The 365-nt window shown below is 44.4% G+C and carries 1 protein-coding gene; it reads left to right on the forward strand.

Annotated features, from left to right (window positions below; all coding sequences use genetic code 11):
• Positions 1-308: carbohydrate porin (locus AB4486_RS26555; RefSeq protein ID WP_372119757.1), on the forward strand; the 308-nt coding region annotated here is incomplete at its 5' end.
• Positions 309-365: the final 57 nt, after the last annotated feature.

The following is a 365-nucleotide window of genomic DNA, read 5'->3' on the forward strand; positions in this document are numbered from 1 at the left end:
TCTCTGAAGGGGATGTTGCCCTTTACGATAAGTCTATTTCTGTTGGTATGGGGTACTTTGGATTAGGAAAACCGACCAACAACCTTGGTGTAGCGCTAAACTGGGCGGAAGTGAATGGTGATTCTTTTGCAGCTGATGCGAAAGCTATAAGCGGTAGTACAGAGCAGTGGACAGCAGAGATCTACTACAACATGCAGTTTGGTGACCATTTCCAAGTAACGCCTGACATCCAGTACATAAAGGATCCTGCATTCTCCAATGAAAGCAGCGCTTGGGTATTCGGTGTTAGAGCGAGAGTCTTTATCTAATTCCGTTACTTATTATCTTGTTTAGACCTAAAAAGTGAGCCCATGGTGGCTCACTTT

Source organism: Vibrio sp. 10N.222.55.C6 (assembly GCF_041473395.1).
Lineage (GTDB): Bacteria > Pseudomonadota > Gammaproteobacteria > Enterobacterales > Vibrionaceae > Vibrio > Vibrio crassostreae_C.